Raw genomic sequence first — 16,039 nt, forward strand, 5'->3', positions numbered from 1 at the left:
TCCTTAGTTCTGTGTGGAGGAGAGCTGGTGCTCGGGGATCACGCCAGACGAGCGCAGGACGTCCAGCACGGTCTCGTGCTGGTTGAAGGCGTACAGGTGCACGCCGGGAGCGCCGCCGTCGACGACGGCGCGGACGAGATCGGATGCCCATCGGACGCCGATCTGTCGCCGGCCCTCCGCGGTCGGCTCCACCTCGAGCTCGATGGCGAGCTCGCCGGGAAGCTCCTCGCCGGTCAGCTCGAGCACGCGCGTGAGGCGGGCCGGCGAGGTGATCGGCATGATGCCTGGGAGGATCGGTATCGTCACCCCGGCGCGCCTGGCCCGCTCGACGAAGGCCAGGTAGTGGTCGGGATGGAAGAACAGCTGCGTGATCGCGAGGGTGGCGCCTGCCGCCTGCTTTGCCAGCAGCGCGTCGACGTGCTGGCTGCTGTACGCCGAGCGCGGGTGTCCGTTCGGGAAGGCCGCCACCGCGATGTTCACCCTGCGGCGCGGCGCGACCCGAATCGCGCCGGGGTTGCCGGGAACCGGTGACTCCTCGTACGGCGCGCGCTCGGCCTGCACCCGGTCGATGAGCTGCACCAGCTGCGCCGAGCTCTCCAGATCGCCGAGGAACGGCTCGCCGTCGTCGTGGCCGGCGGGGGGATCGCCGCGCAGCGCGAGGAAGCTCAGCACACCCGCATCCAGGAACTCCCGGATCAGCCGCGCGGCCCCCGCGTAGGTGTTCCCGACGCAGGTCAGGTGGGCGAGCGGCTCGGCGTCGGTGTGCGCCCGGATGTATCGCAACACATCGAGCGAGCGCCCTCCGGTCGATCCGCCGGCGCCGTATGTGACCGAGAGGAAGTCGGGTCCGGCGGCGGCGAGATGGTCGATCGTCTCGTGCAGCGCCTGCGAGGTCGCGGCGGTGCGCGGCGGGTACAGCTCGAAGGAGAACGGTGTGCGTGTCATGGTGCCCTCCTCGCGTCGTGCCGGTCGGTGCATCCGCGTGCTGCGGTGCGTGTTCAGAACGCTAGGTCAGCGGTGCGCGGCCACGCATACTCTGTGACGCCGTGTGACACCGTGCGAGCCGGAGCAGCTGGATAGGGTCGATGCATGACCTCCTCGTTCGGTTCATGGCCCTCGCCGTTCGCGGCCGCGCACATCGCCCAGGCATCGCCGCGCATCGACGGCGCCCGCTTCGTCGGCGACGAGATCTGGTGGGGCGAGTCCGTCCCGTCTCAGGGCGGTCGGATCACGGTGCGCAGCTCGTCTGGCGACGAGATCCTCCCCGAGCCGTGGAACGCGCGCTCCAGGGTGCACGAGTACGGCGGCGGATCGTGGACGGCGTCCGACGACGGCACGCTGTTCTTCGTCAGCGGCGCCGACCAGCGCGTGTACCGGATGCCACGGGGCGAGCAGCCGAAGCCGCTGACCGCACCCGGTCCGGCGTTCGGCGGCCTGCGACTGCAGCAGGGCAGACTGCTGGCGGTCCGCGAGGACCTGCGTCGAGAGCAGCATCTGCGCGCGATCGTGGAGATCCCCGTCGACGGCTCCGGCGCCGAGAGCGAGTCGGCCGTGCACACGGTCATCTCGACCGGCGGGTTCGTCGCCCATCCCGCGCTCTCCCCCGACGGGAAGCGCGTCGCGTGGGTGCAGTGGAGCGGCATCCGGATGCCGTGGGAGCAGGCTCTGCTGCACATCGCGCCCGTGGACGGCGACGAGATCACCCTCATCCCGACGCGTGCCGCTCTGCAGCCGGAGTGGGTGGCCGACGACGCGCTGCTGTATCTCGACGACCCGACGGATCGGTGGAACCTTCAACGCGTGAACCCGGGCGGGGAAACCGAGCCGATCGCCCCCGCCGACGCGGACACCGGCGGCGGACTGTGGGTACTCGGCAATCGCTGGTACCAGCCGCTGGATGACGGGCGCATCGTCGCCGTGCGCACCAACGGCGTCGACGAGATCGTCCTGATCGGGACTGACGGAGAGGTCGAGCTGCTGACCCTGCCGATCACCGCCGGCGCGAGCATCGACGACGCGCAGGGTGCGCGTGTGCTGATCTCCGGCGCGGGCTCGCAGGTGGGATCCGGGCTGTGGTGCGTCGACGTCGACGCCGGCACCATCACGACCGTCACGGGTGGCGAGCCGGCGGATGCCGCATGGATCCCCCGTGCCCGCGCCGTCACGTTCGACGGGCCGCACGGCCCCGTGCACGCGTTCGACTACCGCCCGACGAACCCCGATGCCGTGCCCGCCGACGGCGAGCTGCCACCATACGTCGTGATGGTGCACGGCGGTCCGACGGCGCACGTCTCCGGTGCGGCATCCACCGCCTACGCGTACTGGACCAGCCGCGGAATCGGCGTACTCGACGTCAACTACGGCGGCTCGACGGGATACGGTCGCGCCTACCGCGAGCGTCTGAACGGCGCGTGGGGCGTCGTCGACGTGGACGACGTCATCGCCGCCGCGCGCGGGATGGCGGACGCCGGGCTCGCGGACCCTGACCGCATCGCGATCCGAGGCGGGTCCGCCGGCGGCTGGACGGTCCTCAGCGCCCTGGTGCGCGGCGGCACGTTCGGCGCGGGGATCTCACGCTACGGCGTGGCGGATCTTCGGATGCTGGCTGCCGAGACCCACGACTTCGAGGCGCGCTACCTCGACGGCCTCGTGGGCCCGCTGCCCGAGGCGGAGGCCGTGTACATCGAGCGCTCTCCGCTGTCGCACGTCGATCGGATCGACGTGCCGGTGCTGCTGGAGCAGGGCAGCGAGGATCGCGTGGTGCCGCCGTCGCAGTCGGAGGCGATCCGCGATGCGCTGGCCGCGCGCGGCGTGCCGCACGAGTACGTGCTGTACGAGGGCGAGGGGCACGGGTTCCGCGCGGCCGAGACGATCATCTCCTCGCTGGAGACCGAACTGCGCTTCCTCGGCCGGGTGTTCGGATTCACACCGAAGCTGTGATCACTCCCCCATGCGGTTGCGGGTGCGCATGGCGCGCTCGGCCTCGCGGGTGTCCTGTCGCTCGCGAAGCGTCTGGCGCTTGTCGAACTCCCGCTTTCCCTTCGCCAGGGCGATCTCGACCTTGGCGCGTCCGTCCGAGAAGTACAGCCGCAGCGGGACGAGCGTGTAGCCTCCCGCCGAGACGGCGTGCTCGAGTTTGTGGATCTCGTCGCGGTGCAGCAGCAGCTTGCGGATGCGCTTCGCGGAGTGGTTGGTCCAGTGCCCCTGGGAGTACTCGGGGATGTGCACCGAGTCGAGGAAAGCCTCGCCGCCCTTGATGAACGCGTAGCCATCGCTCAGATTGGCGCGCCCCTGGCGCAGCGACTTCACCTCGGTGCCGGTGAGCACGAGTCCGGCTTCATACGACTTCTCGAGGTTGTAGTCGTGACGCGCGCGACGGTTGGTCGCGACGACCTTCTCACCGCGTTCCCTGGGCATGTTCTTCTCCTGACGATGGACAGCCCATCAGTATACGACGACTATGCGCGCAGCCAGCGCCGGATCGCGAAGCCGGCCGACAGAGCGGCGAGCAGGATGCCGATGGCGATGAGCACCGGAACGACGAACACGGCATCCGACATCCCGACCAGCGGGCGCATGAACGGCACCCGCTCGGCGAGGTATCCCTCGACGCCGAAGTGCACGCCGACGAGGACGGCCGCGCTGGCGAACACCGAGCCGAGGAATGCGGCGAAGACGCCCTCGAGCACGAACGGAAGCTGAATGGACCTGTTCGATGCTCCGACCAGGCGCATGATCGCGATCTCCTTGCGCCGGGCGTATGCCGACAGCCGGATCGTCGTGCCGATCAGCAGCACGGCGGCGATGAGCATGAGTGCTGCGACGCCGACGGCGATGTAGGTCGCGACCGTCAGCGCGGAGAAGAGCGGGTCGAGCAGCTGACGCTGATCCTGCACGTCGTCGACGCCGGCCACGCCGGAGAACGCCTCGCTGATCACGTCGGACTGCTGCGGGTTCTTCAGCGTGACGCGGAAGACCTCGCCCATGTTCTCGACGCCGAACGCGTTCGCCTGCTCCTCGCCGAATCGGTCGATCCAGAGCTGGAAGGTGGCTTCCTTGTCTTCGTAGACGACCTTGCTGATCAGCGGTGCCAGCGCATCGCCGGAGAGGTCGTCGTCGATCTTCTGGACCTGTTCCGACGTCGCTGCGCCGTTGACGCAGTTCGCCGAGGTGGACAGCGGAGAGCACATGTAGATCGTGACCTCGGCCTGCTCACCCCAGTACGCGCGCATGGTGCTGATCTGGGTCTGCATCAGGATCGCGGCACCGACGAAGGTGAGGGAGACGAAGGTGACCAGCACCACCGAGATCACCATGGAGATGTTGCGGCGAAGGCCGATCAGGGCCTCTCCGACGATGAGTGAGAAGTTCATGAGGTCGGTCCCACTTCCTCGTCGTCGGTGTCGGAGAGGCCGAGGCGATCGGCCATTCCGAGTTCGGCGACGTCGACCTCGGGGATGATGATCGGGTTCGTGCGGGGTCCTACGGTCGCCGCCGGCTTCTCCTCCGGCGGCGTCGGGATCTCCTGGGCCGGCGCCGGCTCGGGCTGCGCGGCTTTGGCTGCCGCGGGCACGGCCTGAGCGGCCGGTTCGGGCTGTGCGGGGCGTTCTGGCCGTGCGGTTGCTTCACGCGCGACCGGCTGCTGCTGCGCCGGAGCGCTCAGGGTCTCGCGCTGCGCCTCCTTGACGGCGGTGAGCGCCGCGGCTGCCGCGGCCCCCGGCACGCTCTCGGGCTGCAGCCTCGGGATGCTGGAGGTGTCGCCGTAGCCGCCGCCGAGTTCGTCGCGCACCATCTCGCCGTTCTGCAGCTCGATCACTCGGCGCTGCATCTGGTCGACGAAGGCTGCCTCGTGGGTGGCCATGACCACCGTCGTCCCGCCGGCGTTGATGCGCGCGAGCAGCTGCATGATGCCGACCGAGGTGGCGGGGTCGAGGTTTCCGGTGGGCTCATCGGCGAGCAGCACCTTGGGGCGGTTCACGATGGCGCGCGCGATCGCGACGCGCTGCTGCTCTCCACCGGAGAGCTCATGCGGCATCCGCTTCGCCTTGCCGTCGAGACCGACCAGCGCGAGCGCCTCGGGGACGGCCTGCTGAATGAACCCGCGCGAGGACCCGATGACCTGCAGCGAGAAGGCGACGTTCTGCGCGACCGTCTTCGACGGCAGGAGGCGGAAGTCCTGGAACACCGAGCCGATGTGGCGCCGGAAGTAGGGCACCTTGCGGTTGGCGAGCGAGCGCAGGTCGCGACCGAGCACGGCCACCCGGCCTGTGGTCGGGACCGTCTCGCGGAGGATCAGTCGCAGGCACGTGGACTTGCCGGAGCCTGAAGCTCCGACGAGGAACACGAACTCGCCCGCGTCGACGTTGAAGTCGACATCGGAGAGCGCGGGGCGTTTCGTGCCGCGGTAGCGTTTGGTGACATTCTCGAACCGGATCATGGCTTTTCGAGCCTAGGCGCGCCCCGCCGTTCGGCGACGAGCGACACTCCCACCGCACCGTGCCGACCGTGATCACAGGCGCGCGGAGCGCCCCCGACTGATATACACATAGGGGCGCATTTTCGACGCCGACGAGGGGGACGCGCGGCTGCACCGCGTGACGAGAGAAAGACTTGAGGAGGGTGCCATGAGCACTCCTGCGGGATGGTACGACGACGGCTCAGGGCGACAGCGCTGGTGGGACGGTCAGCAGTGGACCGACAACTTCGCGCCGGATGCCGAGACGCAGGTTCCGGTCGACGCGCCGGCCGAAGTGCCGACGGACGCACCGGGCGAAGTTCCAACCGACGCGCCGGCCGACGCGGCTGTGGCCGGCGGCGACTTCGACCCGGACGCCACGGCGCTGCGCGAGGACATCCAGTCCATGCCGTCGTACGCGCATCTCACCCCTGTTGAGAACCCGACCCAGGCGTACCCGCCGTCGGACTACACGGCACCCGGCTACGCCCCGCCGGCAGCACCCGGCTACGCCGATGTGAACGCCACGGCGTCATACCCCGGCGCCTACCAGGTGCCCGGCGCCGGTCAGCCGTACGGCGCGCCCTACACGGCCGCTGATTCCGTCGGCCCGAAGAAGACCCCGGTGCTCGGCTTCGTCGGCCTCGGCCTGGCGGTGCTCGGCACGATTCTCGCATGCATCCCCGTCACGTTCATCTTCGGCGCGGTCGTGCTGTTCGCGGCGTTCGTCGTGTCGATCATCGCGATCTTCCAGAAGAACACGGCGAAGTGGCCCTCGATCACCGGCCTGATCCTCTCGATCGTCGGCGGCATCATCGGCACGGTCATCATCACGATCACCGCCCTCGCCGTCTTCGAGTCCAGCATCGACGAGCTGTCGTCCGCGCCGCCGTTCTCCGACTCCGAGAGCGCGGCACCACAGGAGTCAGACGACCCTTCGACCGACGAAGGCGACAGCGGCGTCTCGGGCGAGGGACGGCCCTCCGCCGACGAGGTCGCCGCCGGTCTCGACGAGATCATCGCGGCCACCGGTGCGTCGGGCGACCTCAGCGACGAGCAGATCATGTGCTACGCGAACTACTTCGTCGACTCCGACATCCCCGACGACACCCTCTGGGTGATCGCCTCCGGCGACGAGACGTTCACCGACGCGGAGGCGGCCGGCGAGTTCACCGAGAAGTTCGCCGACGGCATGACGACCTGCCTGATGCCCTGACCTGGTGGATGCACGACAGAGCGGCCCTGGAGGAATCCAGGGCCGCTCTGTCGTGTTGCGGTGCCGCTCTCGTGTCAGGGGACGAGCGTCCGAGGATCAGTCCTCTTCCTTGCGCTTTCGCCAGCGGATGCCCGCCGAGATGAAGTCGTCGAGATCGCCGTCGAACACGTTGGCCGGGTTGCCGGACTCGTGGCCCGTGCGCAGGTCCTTGACCAGCTGCTGACCGTAGAGGAAGTACGAGCGCATCTGGTCGCCCCAGCTGGCGGTGATGTTTCCCGCGAGCTCCTTCTTCTTCGCCGCTTCCTCTTCCTTCTGCAGCAGCAGCAGGCGCGTCTGCAGCACGCGCATGGCGGCGGCGCGGTTCTGGATCTGCGACTTCTCGTTCTGCATCGACACGACGATGCCGGTCGGAAGGTGGGTCAGTCGCACAGCCGAGTCGGTGGTGTTGACCGACTGACCGCCGGGACCGGAGGAGCGGAAGACGTCGACGCGGATGTCGTTCTCGGGGATGTCGACCTCGGTGGCCTCTTCCATCAGCGGGATGACCTCGACAGCGGCGAACGACGTCTGGCGCTTGTCGGCGGAGCCGAATGGGCTGATCCGCGCGAGCCGATGCGTGCCGGCCTCGACGGAGAGCGTTCCGAACGCGTAGGGAGCGGTTATCTCGAAAGTCGCGGACTTGATGCCCGCGCCTTCGGCATAGGAGGTGTCCATCACCTTGACCGGATAGCCGTGCTGCTCGGCCCAGCGCAGGTACATGCGCATCAGCATCTCGGCGAAGTCGGTGGCGTCGTCGCCGCCGGCGCCGGAGCGGATCGTGATGATCGCGTTGCGGTCGTCGTACTCCCCGTCCAGAAGGGTCTGCACCTCGAGCTGGTTGATGGTCTCGGCGAGCGCCGCAAGCTCACGGCGCGCTTCTTCGGCCGAGTCCTCGTCCTGCATCTCGTTGGCGAGGTCGATGAGCACCTCGAGGTCGTCGAGGCGCTGCTCGACCTCGGTGACGCGCTTGAGGTCGGCCTGCTTGTGGCTCAGCGCGCTGGTGACCTTCTGCGCCTGCTCGGGGTCGTCCCAGAGATCTGGTGCTCCGGCTTCCTCGCTCAGTCGCGCTATGTCCTCGCGCAGTGCGGTGACGTCCACGACCTCGCGGATGTCGCCGAAGGTGTGTCGCAGGGCCTGGATGTCGGCGGAGAGATCGAGTTCGAACATGGCAGTTCAGCCTACCGCGCGGGGCAGGCTAGCGTGAACGTGTGAGAGAGAGCGCGGCGAGTGTCCTGAAGCAGTTCGGCCCGATGGTCTACGCGCCGACCGTGCTGTTCGCACTCGGCGAGGGAGCCGTCATCCCGCTGATCCCTGTGATCGCCACCGGTCTGGGCGCCGACGTCTCGATGGCCGCGCTCGTGGCATCCGCTCTCGTCATCGGGCAGCTGTGCGGCAACATCCCCGCGGGCTGGCTGGTCGCGAAGATCGGCGAGCGGTTCACCATGGTGTTCGCCGGCACCGCCTCACTGCTCGCCGGTGCCGGGATGCTCCTGGCGCCTACTCTGGTGCTGTTCGCGGCGGCGGTCTTCCTGCTCGGCTTCTGCGCCGCCGCGTTCGGGCTGGCCCGGCACGCCTTCATGACCACTCGAGTGCCTCCGCGCTTCCGAGCGCGTGCGCTGTCGCTGCTGGGCGGCAGTTTCCGCTTCGGAGTCTTCGTCGGCCCGTTCGTCGCGGCGGGACTGATCCAGCTCACCGGCACCGAGATGTCGAGCATCTGGGTGCTGCTGGCCTGCGCCGCGGTCATCGTGCCGCTGGTGCTGTTCGGGCCCGATCCCGAGAAGAGCAACCCGGTGCTGCTGAAGCCGACCGGCGCCGCGGTCGCCGAGGACTCCGGCGAGGTCGTCACCGGTTCCATCCCCACCCTCGACCAGCGCGGCGTGTTCCAGACGATGTGGGCGTACCGCGCCGTGCTGCTGCGTCTGGGCACCGCCGCCGCCTCGCTCTCGGCCGTGCGGTCGGCTCGGCAGGTGATCCTGCCGCTGTGGGGTGTCTCGCTGGGTCTGGATGCCACGACGATCGCCCTGGTGGTCGGAGTGACCGGCGCCATCGATTTCGCTCTGTTCTACGCGAGCGGGCAGGTGATGGACCGCTTCGGACGGATCTGGGCGGCCGTTCCAGCGCTGCTGCTGATGGGTGCGGCGTTCATCGCGCTCTCACTCACCCACGACATGGATGAGGCGACGATGTGGTTCGCGCTGATGGCGGCCGTGCTCGGCGTCGGCAACGGTCTCTCCAGCGGCATCCTGCTGACCTTCGGCGCCGACCTCGCCCCCGAGCGCGAGCCGGCGACCTTCCTCGGCTCCTGGCGCACGCTGACGGATGCCGGTGGCGCTGCCGCCCCGCTGATCGTCGCCGGCATCGCCGCGGCGGCGTCGCTGTCGATCGCGACCGGGGCGATGGGAGCGATCGCCCTGATCGGCGCCGCGGGCTTCGCCCGCTGGACTCCCCGGTACCTCCCCCGCAGCCCTGAGTGAGCTTCGGCCTCAGCGCAGCGCCGTGCGACTGGTGCCGATGGCCTCAAGGCGCACCCCGTCGGGGACGAACGGCGACAGCAGAGGCGGATGCCATGCGGCAGTCACCGTGACACGGGCCGACACGCCGTCCGGGGTGCTCGCCGAGACGAGCTGCGCGTCCTGTGCGACGGCTGAGATGACGGCGTCCGCCTGCTCGTGCACTCCCCCGTCCGTCAGCTCGGCTCGCACGCTCTCGCCGTCGATCTGCAGCACGAACCCGTCGGAGCCGGCGAGCGCCGCCGCGTCGGCGAGTGAGTCGAGGCGCTTCTGCGCGATGTGCAGGTCCGTCGCGCAGACACAGGTGAGGACGACCGCGATCGCCAGCAGCGCGTAGCCCAGGATCAGCGGGAGGATGCTGCCGTCATCGTCCCGCGCGAGCGCGCGCAGCCGCGCGGGGAGGATCATTCGCTCCCCCACAGGCGGGAGACCTTCTGCGCCGACTGCGCCTCGACGGGAATCGCGGCGATCCGGTCCAGGCCGAACAGCGGCGGCATGAACGGCAGCGAGACGCTGGTGCGCACGGTCACGATGACCGTGGCCCCGGCAGCCGGACACTGCGAGCCGGCGGGCCGGCACGAGATGCCCACCTCGACGGCATCCGCGTCCATGCCGTACTCGCGGACGACGCCGGCCAGCACGGCATCGCCTCGGGTGGCCGCGGTCTCGGCATCCTGAGCCTGACCGATGACGCGAGCGGTGTGCCGCGCGGCGGCCTCGGCGCCCAGCGTCTGCTCCTGCACGGCGCCGAGGGTGATGATGAGGTACACCAGTGGGACCAGCAGCAGCACGCCGACCACGATGAACTCGAGAGCCGCCGAGCCCGACTCGTCATGCAGCAGAGGGCGGCGCTCATTCCTCACCGAGCGATTCGACGGGCGCACGTGCTGACACCTCCAGAGCCTGCGGAATGCCGATCAGCCCGAGCACCGGCAGCGTCGTGCGCACCCGCACGACGACGCTCGGATGCCCGAGGCTGCTGTCCTGGCCGATCGCGACGTCCCCCGCGTAGTCGGAGCCGATCGCGCGGCTGATCACCTGCTGCGTCCGCATGACGCCGTCACCCGGCGTCGTGTCGGCGAGCGCCGCATAGTGGGCGCCCTCTACAGCCGCATCGTGCACGACATTGCGAACGTAGACGGCCAGGGCGATCTGCAGCACGGCGAGCGTGAGCGCGGTCAGCAGGGCTCCGACGAGCACGAACTCGACGGGGCTCGAACCTCGCTCGTCACTGAACACGGGCCGTGCACGCATGTGCGCTCCGGTGTCAGATTCCCGAGACGCGGGCGAGCGCCTGCTCGAACAGGTCGACCAGCGCCGGACCGGCCACAGCCCAGATCACGACGACGAGTGCAGCCGTCATGAGTGTCACGAGAACCCAGCCGAACATAGTATTAGACGCATGACCGATCCGAGCCAGCTTGTAGACCTCTACCTGAGGCTGAGCGTAGACCGCGACGGCAAGGACTCCCTTGACCGTCAGGAGAAGGATTTGAGGGCGTGGGCCAAGGCTGAGGGTCTGACCGTCCGTAGTGTGTGGTCGGATGCCGGGAAGTCGGGCTACCAGAAGGGCGTAGTACGCGAGAACTTCGACAACGCGATCTTGGCTATCACCAAGGGTGAGGTTCGAACTCTCGCCGTCTGGAAGTTGGATCGGCTCTCACGTCGCGGGGCCGGTCAGGTCGGCTTGGTGCTGGACAAGATCGAGGATGCGGACGGGCGTCTAGTTTTCTACAAAGACAACCTTGATTCGACTGTACAGAACAGTCGTCTTCTCATCATCATGGTCAGCGAACAGGCCCGTGCTGAGTCCGCGAATACTTCCTTGAGAGTGTCGGCCAAGATCGCATCTGACGCCGCGAAGGGTCTACCGGCCAAGGGGCTACGCCCGTTCGGTTGGGAGTCGGGAAGGGCCACCCTGACGCCTGAGAAGGCCGATGAACTCGGCTGGACACTCTCAGACGATGAGAAGGCGCACGGGGCCGTGTACGTGCCTGTACGCGAGTCTGAAGCTGGGGTTATCCGGGATGCCTACCGGCGCGTGCTGGACGGCACAGCATCCATGTGGGGACTTGCCAGAGAGTGGACGGAAGCCGGATACGCTACTGCCGTAACGGGCACCGAAAGAGTAGATCGCACCCGGCCTACCGAGAAGAAGAAAGTACCCGGCGTCTGGGTTGCCAGTACCGTACGTCAGACCCTGATCCGGCCCAGGAACGCGGGCATCCTGGTAGCCAAGGGCGTAGAGATGCCGGTATCGCGGATTGAGCCGATTGTCACCCGCGAAGAGTGGGAGTCTCTGACTGCCTACCTCGCGAACCTCAAGACTTCCCAGCCTCAGAAGCCGGGACCAAAGGCCACCTACCTGCTCTCCGGAATCATCGAGTGCGCGTGTGGAGAGCGTTGCTACGGATCGGTGTCCTACTCCCAGCGCAAGGGAGGTCCGCGCAACGTCTATTACTTCTACATGTGCCGGAACCGGCTGTCAGACCCGGACAACAAGCACACGTCGATCAAGGTGGACATAGCTAACGGGCGCGTCATGGATGATCTTGTTCTACAGCTTCTCAAGGGCACACTGCGGGCACCTGACGCGGACGCACTGAGCACCAAGCTCGCCGCCCTGAATGCTGAGCTTGCCGACAACGCGGAAGCAAGCGACCTTGCTACGGAAATCATCTTCGATCCCAAGCGGAAGAACCTGCATAAGAAGGCTGACGCCCGTCTGAAGGTGCTGGAAACCGAGCGTGCGGCCCTAGTGGCTCAGCGGGATACTCTGGCCGCTCAGAGGGCTGAGGGCGGCGCACTGGGAGAGCTTCTAGACCAAGCTCAGGCGGGCAAGATCGAGCCGACGTACGCGGGTGCCATGGAGTGGGCTCAGCGATTCGCTGATGTCTTCCGCGAGTTCCCCATGGAGAAGAAGCGGGACATGATTAAGGCTCTGTATCGTCCCCGGATCAAGCGGGGCGGGCGTGGGGCGGATCGTATCGAGCTAAACCCCACGGAGTTGATTACAGGCGCACAGCCCCACAGCTAGGGCACTCCCAGCGTTCCCCCGATGCTGTCACCTTGGGTTGCATAGTCGAGAGGCAGGACGGGCACCTTGGATTCATGCCGTCGAAATCATCATCGTCCGATGTGGGGATGTCGGGATCGATGGGCGGAAGGATCATGCCGACAGCGTAGACGCGCTACTACTTCAAGCGCATTGCACAAAGCGGTTGCCTGTGGATAACTACACCAATGTAGTTCCGTTACCAAATCGTTACAATGTCGGTTAAGCGTCACTCAGCGGCACCCAGCGGTAGTGAGTGTGCCCCAATGGGTCCATATGTGCCCAAATGCGACCCATCGAGTTATCCACAGGCACGCCCCGCAGTCGCCTACCCCCGTCGATGTGTCGTTGTTCCGCATTAGAATCGGACACAGAGAAAGCCCCGGGCGTTATGAACCCGGAGCTATCTCTTGAGAAACAGTCCCGGTCCTGTCTGACCGGGGACAGTTCGCCAGTCCTGGCTGACTGGCGTGGTTGCTCCACCCGCGCTGGGGGCCGTCTGAAGTTGCAGCTTCGGATGGCCCCTGGGAGGAGCTATGAACCTTTACAGCATCTAGCGTACGTCAATCGGACCTACGGTAGTGCCAAATCTGGCACACAAGATGCCAAATATGGGTAGTACGCCCCCAAGTATGGGCACTACGGCCAAGCTCAAGCGTCCAGTGCCCTGTACACGCTCGCGCGACTGATCCCCTGATTCGCGGCGATCTTGCCGATGACCATGCCCTGAGCGCGCAGAGCCTTTACAGCGGCCACAGTCTCGGGCTTGAGAGCCGTCTTGGGTCGGGGCTTCCTGTCACCCTTTGCGGCACGAGCGGCACGCCCATCAGCGGCACGCTCATTGATGTTCTCCCGCTCCCACTCTGCGATAGCCGCCATGATCGTCATGATGAGCTTGCCCGTGATGCCTTCGAACTGCTCCCCCGGCTTCAGGCTCTTGACCGTGACGCCCTTGGCGGTCAGTTGCTCGATGGTTTCGAGGATGTGCAGAGTAGTGCGGCCCAGCCGGTCGAGCGAAGAGACATAGATCACATCGCCCTTTCGCACCACACGAAGGAGTTCCTTGAACCCGGGGCGATCCATGTGCTTCCCCGTGATCTTGTCCTCCATGATCCGGTTCTCAAGCTCGGACTCAGGCACCCCCGCCTCAAGAAGCGCTTTGTGCAGTGCTTCGGTCTGACGGGCGTAGCTCTGCTGAACGCTGGACACGCGACGGTAACCCCAGGTGCTCTCTGCTGTGCTCATAGTGGAAGCGTATCACGCTCTAACTATGAGACTCAATAGCTGAGACATGTCTCAAGTGTTGAGTTTGCACGACACCTTGAGACGGAATCTCACTGATCCGGGACTGTCTCACCTGTTATGCCACTTGAGACACAGCGATGCCCTCCCGCTAGATGAAATGAAGAGGATGCAGGAGGGCATCGTGCCGCGTCGGGCATACCTGCGACACGGTAGGGGTTCCTCCCCGCCGAAAGCCATTAAGTCGGGGAGGAAGTTTTACTCAGCGTCTCCGCTGTTGTTCGTTGTGCTCGGCAATCAGCCGGTCTAGCCTCTCGGCATCCGTGCCGTGCAACTTGTCCATGAGAGCGGCTTCCTCTTCAGGTGTCCATGCCTTCGGCGTGTACGTCTGCTCGGTACGCGCATATTCGTTCTCACGCTGGTTACGCTCGGACTCCGCGATGATCGCCAGGAGCATGTCACGCGAAGGGCCGGTTAGTGGATCAGTCATTTTCATCTTCTTCCCAAGCAATCCACATGCGGATGTGCTTCAAAACCTGTTCGTAGCTCGCGCGCATGTCGCGCGTGGCCCAATACCTCTGATCGATCATGGAGAAGGCTTCCTGCAACAGGGCTTCCAATCGGATCAGGTCCGCTCTCTGACGCGGCGTTGCCATCAGTAGGGCATATCCGTGTGGGCTACCGAACTCTGCCCGCTGTAGCCCGTCGAGCGCTGTCCGCTATCCCCACGCCCATACAGTGCATAGATTCTGTTGAGTTCGTCCCTACGCTCAGCGGCATCCGTGATCTTGCGTGCCTCTTGAACCTCGCGCTCGCGTCTGCGGAAGGTAATACGCTCATCGTCGTCCCCTAGGTACTTGATGCCTTCGGCTTCAACGTGATCCCCGATGCGGAATCGGACAACTCCCCAGCGTGCAATCTGTGCTTCATCGTCAAGGTCCAGCCATGACTCACCAAGACGATTCACTGTCTCGGATCGCTCAACCTCCACAACCTCACCGCGAAGGGCGGTCCTGCCCTCAGTGTGGAAATATGATGCCGGGTTAGAGGGGCCGGGGATCGTCAGGCCACTTGTCAGGACGGTAATTGTTACTGTCTCAGGCGTCTTGGTTGTCACTGTAGTTTCCTGTTCCCGCGACGTAGCGCGATAGCTAGTTGTTCCGCACCCGGTGTGCGCTCCATGGTCTGGATAAGGTCTTCTGCCGAACTCGGGTACTCACGCCCGAATGCTCGGATGGCTGTCACAAGAGCTTCTGTCTGTGCCATCACTTCGGTAATCGTCGTGTCTGTGATTTGTAGATCAGTGATGAGCTTCCCCAGTACCTCAAGCTCTGACTTGATGGCCCTGGCCTGTGCTACCGGGGAGCCGGTGACTCTAGTGATGCGGCGAATGTCTCGGGCGTGGTCTGCGGTCTCAAGTAGGCGATTCAGGACGGTGACCACGCCGGGAACATCGTCTAGGAGCTTGGCTAGCTCGCCTCTTCTGAGAAGTGCGTATCTTCCCACGGTCGAGAGCGCGAGTCCCATTTCTCGTGCGATGCGCTCATAGGGCACGCCATCATCTAGCATCGCGTCAATACGCGGCTTCTGAGGATGATTCAGAATAATACTCTTGCGTCCCATGGTGGATTGTTCCCAGTGTTTCCTAGAGGAGGATGACTACACGACCTAGACGAAATGTAGCCATCCTCCCGCCCTATATCCCTAAGGAGTGTCCGAACCAAGCCTCGATTTCCTGATCCGTACATATCTACTATCGCGCGTTTCTTCCCACTATGGGGCCGTAAGTGGGAACTATTTGAGAAGAATTTCCGGGTGCTATTTCACGAAATGAGAGTCAGCTCGAAAAGTACTTCTTCGTCTGTGAGTACCCAGCTTGTAACTTCGAATGTCTCTCCATCACTGATGAGCATCAAGGGTGCTATCCCTCGCGTGACCTTCTCAACCACAGCGGGATTGGTCACAACGATGTATCTGTTCATTTTCTTCTTCTGACCTAGGGTTTTGAGCTTGGATAGTTTCTAGGTTTCTGAAACTCCCCTACCCCAAAAGGCCCTCGGACTTCTTCAAACATCACTACCGAGTCGATCCAACACAAGTAGCGCCCTCAGAGAAGAGAAGCGCGATGTATCGGCACCTGTGACACCAAGGCCTTGGAGAAAAGCCACAGATGGTTTCCCATGTCCGGTTCATGGTTTATCCGGAAGTCACGCCCCGTTCGTGACTGGTTGCTATGTCGGGGAGCCTGCTGGTTTGCGTGGAAGAGGCCAAGGAGACCACGGGAGGAGAATTGAATCTCAACTCACTTCACGGTTACGTTAGATACTTGGCGCGCAGGTTCACGGGGACTAGCCAGATATGAACGGCGGTATATGTAGGATAACCACAAAGCCGCGCCGACTATTCCGCGACACGCCCAAGTTGGTTATATGTGTGTAAACATCACGCGGGCAGAAAAAATCCCCCTGCTTGGTTCCGCCGTTCGCAGAGGGGATATGTAGTGATGCTATCCGATTTTGCGA

17 protein-coding genes are annotated in these 16,039 nt (G+C 65.3%); 4 read left to right on the forward strand and 13 right to left on the reverse strand.

The window, feature by feature from the left end:
* Window positions 1-3: 3 nt before the first annotated feature.
* Window positions 4-945 (reverse strand): methylenetetrahydrofolate reductase, encoded by a 942-nt coding sequence (locus tag ACQUSX_RS14415; protein ID WP_428907809.1) that lies wholly within the window; start codon window positions 943-945, stop codon window positions 4-6.
* Window positions 946-1,089: 144 nt separating this feature from the next.
* Here ACQUSX_RS14415 and ACQUSX_RS14420 point away from each other — a divergent pair, with 144 nt between their 5' ends.
* Window positions 1,090-2,940: a S9 family peptidase gene (locus ACQUSX_RS14420; RefSeq protein ID WP_428907808.1), complete on the forward strand. Its 1,851-nt coding sequence runs from the start codon at window positions 1,090-1,092 to the stop codon at window positions 2,938-2,940.
* Here ACQUSX_RS14420 and smpB read toward each other — a convergent pair whose 3' ends face one another.
* The 3 genes from smpB to ftsE are packed head-to-tail and all read right to left on the reverse strand — an operon-like array spanning window position 2,941 to window position 5,437.
* Complete coding sequence (gene smpB / locus ACQUSX_RS14425; protein ID WP_428907807.1) at window positions 2,941-3,417, reverse strand: SsrA-binding protein SmpB; 477 nt, start codon at window positions 3,415-3,417, stop codon at window positions 2,941-2,943.
* A 41-nt stretch (window positions 3,418-3,458) separates the two neighbouring features.
* Window positions 3,459-4,373, reverse strand: a complete 915-nt coding sequence (gene ftsX, locus ACQUSX_RS14430; RefSeq protein ID WP_428907806.1) for a permease-like cell division protein FtsX — start codon at window positions 4,371-4,373, stop codon at window positions 3,459-3,461.
* Window positions 4,370-5,437 (reverse strand): cell division ATP-binding protein FtsE, encoded by a 1,068-nt coding sequence (gene ftsE, locus ACQUSX_RS14435; RefSeq protein ID WP_428907805.1) that lies wholly within the window; start codon window positions 5,435-5,437, stop codon window positions 4,370-4,372. Before ftsE ends, ftsX begins: the two co-directional genes overlap by 4 nt.
* Before the next feature lie 187 nt (window positions 5,438-5,624).
* On the opposite strand from ftsE, the gene ACQUSX_RS14440 reads away from it, so the two are divergent.
* Window positions 5,625-6,671: a DUF2510 domain-containing protein gene (locus tag ACQUSX_RS14440; protein WP_428907804.1), complete on the forward strand. Its 1,047-nt coding sequence runs from the start codon at window positions 5,625-5,627 to the stop codon at window positions 6,669-6,671.
* A gap of 96 nt (window positions 6,672-6,767) precedes the next feature.
* Here ACQUSX_RS14440 and prfB read toward each other — a convergent pair whose 3' ends face one another.
* Complete coding sequence (prfB, locus tag ACQUSX_RS14445) at window positions 6,768-7,877, reverse strand: peptide chain release factor 2 (RefSeq protein ID WP_428907803.1); 1,110 nt, start codon at window positions 7,875-7,877, stop codon at window positions 6,768-6,770.
* Window positions 7,878-7,960: 83 nt separating this feature from the next.
* On the opposite strand from prfB, the gene ACQUSX_RS14450 reads away from it, so the two are divergent.
* Window positions 7,961-9,184 (forward strand): MFS transporter, encoded by a 1,224-nt coding sequence (locus ACQUSX_RS14450; protein WP_428907843.1) that lies wholly within the window; start codon window positions 7,961-7,963, stop codon window positions 9,182-9,184.
* A gap of 9 nt (window positions 9,185-9,193) precedes the next feature.
* Here ACQUSX_RS14450 and ACQUSX_RS14455 read toward each other — a convergent pair whose 3' ends face one another.
* From ACQUSX_RS14455 to ACQUSX_RS14465, 3 genes are read right to left on the reverse strand one after another with little or no spacing between them, the layout of a single operon-like run.
* The gene (locus tag ACQUSX_RS14455) at window positions 9,194-9,628 is read right to left on the reverse strand and encodes a hypothetical protein (RefSeq protein WP_428907802.1); all 435 of its coding nucleotides are present in this window, start codon (window positions 9,626-9,628) and stop codon (window positions 9,194-9,196) included.
* Window positions 9,625-10,083 carry a TadE family protein gene (locus tag ACQUSX_RS14460; protein WP_428907801.1) on the reverse strand — a complete coding sequence of 153 codons (459 nt, stop codon included), beginning with the start codon at window positions 10,081-10,083 and terminating at the stop codon, window positions 9,625-9,627. Before ACQUSX_RS14460 ends, ACQUSX_RS14455 begins: the two co-directional genes overlap by 4 nt.
* Window positions 10,073-10,474, reverse strand: coding sequence for a TadE/TadG family type IV pilus assembly protein (locus ACQUSX_RS14465; RefSeq protein ID WP_428907800.1), 402 nt, complete (start codon window positions 10,472-10,474; stop codon window positions 10,073-10,075). The genes ACQUSX_RS14460 and ACQUSX_RS14465 overlap by 11 nt, the downstream gene beginning before the upstream one ends.
* A 148-nt stretch (window positions 10,475-10,622) precedes the next feature.
* On the opposite strand from ACQUSX_RS14465, the gene ACQUSX_RS14470 reads away from it, so the two are divergent.
* On the forward strand, window positions 10,623-12,257 hold the full coding sequence (locus tag ACQUSX_RS14470; RefSeq protein ID WP_428907799.1) for a recombinase family protein: 1,635 nt from the start codon (window positions 10,623-10,625) through the stop codon (window positions 12,255-12,257).
* Window positions 12,258-12,926: 669 nt separating this feature from the next.
* On the opposite strand, the gene ACQUSX_RS14475 is transcribed toward ACQUSX_RS14470, so the two are convergent.
* The 5 genes from ACQUSX_RS14475 to ACQUSX_RS14495 form a co-directional block, all read right to left on the reverse strand.
* On the reverse strand, window positions 12,927-13,520 hold the full coding sequence (locus tag ACQUSX_RS14475; RefSeq protein WP_428929984.1) for a recombinase family protein: 594 nt from the start codon (window positions 13,518-13,520) through the stop codon (window positions 12,927-12,929).
* Between the two features lie 259 nt (window positions 13,521-13,779).
* Window positions 13,780-14,007, reverse strand: coding sequence for a hypothetical protein (locus tag ACQUSX_RS14480; protein WP_428907797.1), 228 nt, complete (start codon window positions 14,005-14,007; stop codon window positions 13,780-13,782).
* Window positions 14,000-14,173 (reverse strand): hypothetical protein, encoded by a 174-nt coding sequence (locus ACQUSX_RS14485; protein ID WP_428907796.1) that lies wholly within the window; start codon window positions 14,171-14,173, stop codon window positions 14,000-14,002. Before ACQUSX_RS14485 ends, ACQUSX_RS14480 begins: the two co-directional genes overlap by 8 nt.
* The gene (locus ACQUSX_RS14490; RefSeq protein ID WP_428907795.1) at window positions 14,173-14,634 is read right to left on the reverse strand and encodes a hypothetical protein; all 462 of its coding nucleotides are present in this window, start codon (window positions 14,632-14,634) and stop codon (window positions 14,173-14,175) included. Before ACQUSX_RS14490 ends, ACQUSX_RS14485 begins: the two co-directional genes overlap by 1 nt.
* The gene (locus ACQUSX_RS14495; protein ID WP_428907794.1) at window positions 14,631-15,140 is read right to left on the reverse strand and encodes a hypothetical protein; all 510 of its coding nucleotides are present in this window, start codon (window positions 15,138-15,140) and stop codon (window positions 14,631-14,633) included. Before ACQUSX_RS14495 ends, ACQUSX_RS14490 begins: the two co-directional genes overlap by 4 nt.
* Window positions 15,141-16,039 lie beyond the last annotated feature (899 nt).

This window comes from Microbacterium alcoholitolerans (genome assembly GCF_050408615.1).
GTDB lineage: Bacteria > Actinomycetota > Actinomycetes > Actinomycetales > Microbacteriaceae > Microbacterium.

Bases quoted from the DNA above. Each gene is read 5' to 3' on its own strand.
- ACQUSX_RS14415 (WP_428907809.1), bottom strand. From the start codon at position 945: ATGACACGCACACCGTTCTCCTTCGAGCTGTACCCGCCGCGCACCGCC.
- ACQUSX_RS14420 (WP_428907808.1), top strand. From the start codon at position 1,090: ATGACCTCCTCGTTCGGTTCATGGCCCTCGCCGTTCGCGGCCGCGCAC.
- ACQUSX_RS14450 (WP_428907843.1), top strand. From the start codon at position 7,961: ATGGTCTACGCGCCGACCGTGCTGTTCGCACTCGGCGAGGGAGCCGTC.
- ACQUSX_RS14480 (WP_428907797.1), bottom strand. From the start codon at position 14,007: ATGACTGATCCACTAACCGGCCCTTCGCGTGACATGCTCCTGGCGATC.
- prfB (WP_428907803.1), bottom strand. From the start codon at position 7,877: ATGTTCGAACTCGATCTCTCCGCCGACATCCAGGCCCTGCGACACACC.
- ACQUSX_RS14455 (WP_428907802.1), bottom strand. From the start codon at position 9,628: ATGATCCTCCCCGCGCGGCTGCGCGCGCTCGCGCGGGACGATGACGGC.
- ACQUSX_RS14440 (WP_428907804.1), top strand. From the start codon at position 5,625: ATGAGCACTCCTGCGGGATGGTACGACGACGGCTCAGGGCGACAGCGC.
- ACQUSX_RS14465 (WP_428907800.1), bottom strand. From the start codon at position 10,474: ATGCGTGCACGGCCCGTGTTCAGTGACGAGCGAGGTTCGAGCCCCGTC.
- ACQUSX_RS14475 (WP_428929984.1), bottom strand. From the start codon at position 13,520: ATGAGCACAGCAGAGAGCACCTGGGGTTACCGTCGCGTGTCCAGCGTT.
- ftsX (WP_428907806.1), bottom strand. From the start codon at position 4,373: ATGAACTTCTCACTCATCGTCGGAGAGGCCCTGATCGGCCTTCGCCGC.
- ACQUSX_RS14495 (WP_428907794.1), bottom strand. From the start codon at position 15,140: ATGGGACGCAAGAGTATTATTCTGAATCATCCTCAGAAGCCGCGTATT.
- ACQUSX_RS14485 (WP_428907796.1), bottom strand. From the start codon at position 14,173: ATGGCAACGCCGCGTCAGAGAGCGGACCTGATCCGATTGGAAGCCCTG.
- ftsE (WP_428907805.1), bottom strand. From the start codon at position 5,437: ATGATCCGGTTCGAGAATGTCACCAAACGCTACCGCGGCACGAAACGC.
- smpB (WP_428907807.1), bottom strand. From the start codon at position 3,417: ATGCCCAGGGAACGCGGTGAGAAGGTCGTCGCGACCAACCGTCGCGCG.
- ACQUSX_RS14470 (WP_428907799.1), top strand. From the start codon at position 10,623: ATGACCGATCCGAGCCAGCTTGTAGACCTCTACCTGAGGCTGAGCGTA.